This is a genomic window from Acidisoma sp. S159 (genome assembly GCF_009766125.1).
Taxonomy (GTDB): Bacteria; Pseudomonadota; Alphaproteobacteria; order Acetobacterales; family Acetobacteraceae; genus Acidisoma.
Map to the genome: position 1 here is coordinate 1 of NZ_LMUG01000081.1, position 721 is coordinate 721.

The 721-nt window shown below is 62.1% G+C and carries 1 protein-coding gene; it reads left to right on the plus strand.

The window, feature by feature from the left end; genetic code table 11:
• On the plus strand, nucleotides 1-601 hold a 601-nt coding region (locus GSQ92_RS26750), incomplete at its 5' end, for an ABC transporter permease (protein WP_174247850.1).
• Nucleotides 602-721: the final 120 nt, after the last annotated feature.

A 721-nucleotide genomic window follows, 5' to 3' on the forward strand; every position in this document is an offset into this window, starting at 1 on the left:
ACCCTCCATCGTCGCGACTCTCGGGATGCTGCTTGGATTGCGCGGCGTGGTGCTATTGCTGGGCGCTAACGGCATTCTCCTGGTGCCAAATGCGGCCCGTCAATTCGGACTTGGTACGGTCGTGGGCGTACCCACACCCATCGTCTTTCTGGTGCTGGTCTTCGCTGTATTCGACATCGCCAATCGCCATACTGAATGGGGCCGTGACATTCTCGCTGTGGGCAGCAACCGGCGTGCCGCCGATGCCGTTGGCCTGCGTGCGGGCTTCGTTAAATTCCGCTGCTTTGTAGCAGTAGGCCTCGGCTGCGGTCTCGCGGGGGCGGTCTTCGCAGGCCAGATTGGCGAGATCCAGGCTACTGCCGCGACCGGCTTCGAGCTGCAGGCCATCGCCGCGGTGGTTCTCGGCGGCACTAGCATTACAGGCGGCCGCGGTTCGACCTTCGCCCCGGTGTTTGGCGCCTTGCTAGTCGGCGTGATCCTCAATGCCCTGACGCTTAACAGTGTGCCGGGTACCTTCGAACAACTTGTACTTGGGACGCTCATCTTGGCCGCGATCTCTATCGATGCCGTCCGGTTCCGCGCCTTAAGGAGGGCATCATGAGCCCTACAATCGTAGGGCCGTTGACCCCTACCGAGGCGCCTAGGCGCCGCAGACCCTCCCTAACCCGCACGATGGTTCTATTCCTGCTCCTGCTCGCGGAGTTGACCGTCTTCAATCTGC